This window comes from Xenorhabdus innexi (assembly GCF_002632485.1).
Classification (GTDB): Bacteria; Pseudomonadota; Gammaproteobacteria; order Enterobacterales; family Enterobacteriaceae; genus Xenorhabdus; species Xenorhabdus innexi.
In genome coordinates this window covers 40,348-43,603 of the sequence record NZ_NIBU01000030.1, presented here as the reverse complement: position 1 = coordinate 43,603, position 3,256 = coordinate 40,348, and the positions used below count along the sequence as shown (strand labels likewise).

Annotated in this window: 2 rRNA genes; both read right to left on the bottom strand. The window is 53.8% G+C overall.

Annotated elements, in window-relative coordinates:
* Window positions 1-2 precede the first annotated feature (2 nt).
* Window positions 3-118, bottom strand: a 5S ribosomal RNA gene (gene rrf / locus Xinn_RS23700).
* Between the two features lie 107 nt (window positions 119-225).
* Window positions 226-3,135, bottom strand: a 23S ribosomal RNA gene (locus Xinn_RS23695).
* Window positions 3,136-3,256: the final 121 nt, after the last annotated feature.

The following is a 3,256-nucleotide window of genomic DNA, read 5'->3' as shown; positions in this document are numbered from 1 at the left end:
ATGTCTGGCAGTGTCCTACTCTCACATGGGGAGACCCCACACTACCATCGGCGCTACGGCGTTTCACTGCTGAGTTCGGCATGGGGTCAGGTGGGACCACCGCGCTATTGCCGCCAGACAAATCCTGTTTTCAATCCCGAACAAGCTGCTTGCGGCTTTCATGCCGCATTTTCTCTTTGAAACTTCGTCTTTCTCTCAAACACCCTAAAACACCTTCGGTGTTGTCAGGTTAAGCCGCACGGTTCATTAGTACTGGTTAGCTCAACGTCTCGCAACGCTTACACACCCAGCCTATCCACGTCCTCGTCTCGAACGCTCCTTCAGTGTCCTCAAGGGACAAGGGAAGACTCATCTTAAGGCAAGTTTCCCGCTTAGATGCTTTCAGCGGTTATCTCTGCCGCACGTAGCTACCGGGCAATGCCATTGGCATGACAACCCGAACACCAGTGGTGCGTCCACTCCGGTCCTCTCGTACTAGGAGCAGCCCCTTTCAATCTTCCAACGCCCACGGCAGATAGGGACCGAACTGTCTCACGACGTTCTAAACCCAGCTCGCGTACCACTTTAAACGGCGAACAGCCGTACCCTTGGGACCTACTTCAGCCCCAGGATGTGATGAGCCGACATCGAGGTGCCAAACACCGCCGTCGATATGAACTCTTGGGCGGTATCAGCCTGTTATCCCCGGAGTACCTTTTATCCGTTGAGCGATGGCCCTTCCATTCAGAACCACCGGATCACTAAGACCTACTTTCGTACCTGCTCGAGCCGTCACTCTCGCAGTCAAGCTAGCTTATGCCTTTGCACTAACCTCACGATGTCCGACCGTGATTAGCTAACCTTCGTGCTCCTCCGTTACGCTTTGGGAGGAGACCGCCCCAGTCAAACTACCCACCAGACACTGTCCGCAACCCGGATAACGGGCCTACGTTAGAACACCAGCCATTAAAGGGTGGTATTTCAAGGATGGCTCCACGCAGACTGGCGTCCACGCTTCCAAGCCTCCCACCTATCCTACACATCAAGGACCAGTGTTCAGTGTCAAGCTATAGTAAAGGTTCACGGGGTCTTTCCGTCTTGCCGCGGGTACACTGCATCTTCACAGCGAGTTCAATTTCACTGAGTCTCGGGTGGAGACAGCCTGGCCATCATTACGCCATTCGTGCAGGTCGGAACTTACCCGACAAGGAATTTCGCTACCTTAGGACCGTTATAGTTACGGCCGCCGTTTACTGGGGCTTCGATCAAGAGCTTCTCGCAAAGCGATAACCCCATCAATTAACCTTCCAGCACCGGGCAGGCGTCACACCGTATACGTCCACTTTCGTGTTTGCACAGTGCTGTGTTTTTATTAAACAGTTGCAGCCAGCTGGTATCTGCGACTGGCTTCGGCTCCGGGAGCAAGTCCCTTCACCTACGCGCCAGCGTGCCTTCTCCCGAAGTTACGGCACCATTTTGCCTAGTTCCTTCACCCGAGTTCTCTCAAGCGCCTGAGTATTCTCTACCTGACCACCTGTGTCGGTTTGGGGTACGATTCAATGTTACCTGATGCTTAGAGGCTTTTCCTGGAAGCCGGGCATCTGTCACTTCAGCACCGTAGTGCCTCGTCGTCACGCCTCAGTGTTAACGGCTGTCCGGATTTACCAGGACTGCCCACCTACACGCTTAAACCGGGACGACCGTCGCCCGGATGACATAGCCTTCTCCGTCCCCCCTTCGCAGTAACACCGAGTACAGGAATATTAACCTGTTTCCCATCGACTACGCTTTTCAGCCTCGCCTTAGGGGTCGACTCACCCTGCCCCGATTAACGTTGGACAGGAACCCTTGGTCTTCCGGCGAGCGGGTTTTTCACCCGCTTTATCGTTACTTATGTCAGCATTCGCACTTCTGATACCTCCAGCAAACCTCACGATTCACCTTCAACGGCTTACAGAACGCTCCCCTACCCAACAACGCCTAAGCGTCGCTGCCGCAGCTTCGGTGCATGGTTTAGCCCCGTTACATCTTCCGCGCAGGCCGACTCGACCAGTGAGCTATTACGCTTTCTTTAAATGATGGCTGCTTCTAAGCCAACATCCTGGCTGTCTGAGCCTTCCCACTTCGTTTCCCACTTAACCATGACTTGGGGACCTTAGCTGGCGGTCTGGGTTGTTTCCCTCTCCACGACGGACGTTAGCACCCGCCGTGTGTCTCCCGTGATAACATTCTTCGGTATTCGCAGTTTGCATCGGGTTGGTAAGTCGGGATGACCCCCTAGCCGAAACAGTGCTCTACCCCCGAAGATGAATTCACGAGGCGCTACCTAAATAGCTTTCGGGGAGAACCAGCTATCTCCCGGTTTGATTGGCCTTTCACCCCCAGCCACAAGTCATCCGCTAATTTTTCAACATTAGTCGGTTCGGTCCTCCAGTTAGTGTTACCCAACCTTCAACCTGCCCATGGCTAGATCACCGGGTTTCGGGTCTATACCCTGCAACTTAACGCCCAGTTAAGACTCGGTTTCCCTGCGGCTCCCCTATACGGTTAACCTTGCTACAGAATATAAGTCGCTGACCCATTATACAAAAGGTACGCAGTCACACCCCAAAGGGTGCTCCCACTGCTTGTACGTACACGGTTTCAGGTTCTCTTTCACTCCCCTCGCCGGGGTTCTTTTCGCCTTTCCCTCACGGTACTGGTTCACTATCGGTCAGTCAGGAGTATTTAGCCTTGGAGGATGGTCCCCCCATGTTCAGACAGGATACCACGTGTCCCGCCCTACTCGTCGAACTCCCGGCTTATGCGTCTTCGTGTACGGGGCTATCACCCTTTACTGCGCGCCTTTCCAGGCGCTTCCACTGACACACAAGCCGTTGTTGGTTCTGGGCTCCTCCCCGTTCGCTCGCCGCTACTGGGGGAATCTCGGTTGATTTCTTTTCCTCGGGGTACTGAGATGTTTCAGTTCCCCCGGTTCGCCTCGTTTGACTATGAATTCATCAAACGATAGTGCAACGGATTGCACTGGGTTTCCCCATTCGGGTATCGCCGGGTCTTGCGGGTCATATCCCCTTCCCGGCGCTTATCGCAGATTAGCACGCCCTTCATCGCCTCTGACTGCCTAGGCATCCACCGTGTACGCTTAGTCGCTTAACCTCACAACCCGAAGGTGTCTTCGGATTGGGGTTTTGAGAGACTCCTCAATCACCTTGCTGTCAAACAGCAAAATCACTGAGTGTTTCAAATTTTTCAGCTTGTTCCAGATTGTTAAAGAGCA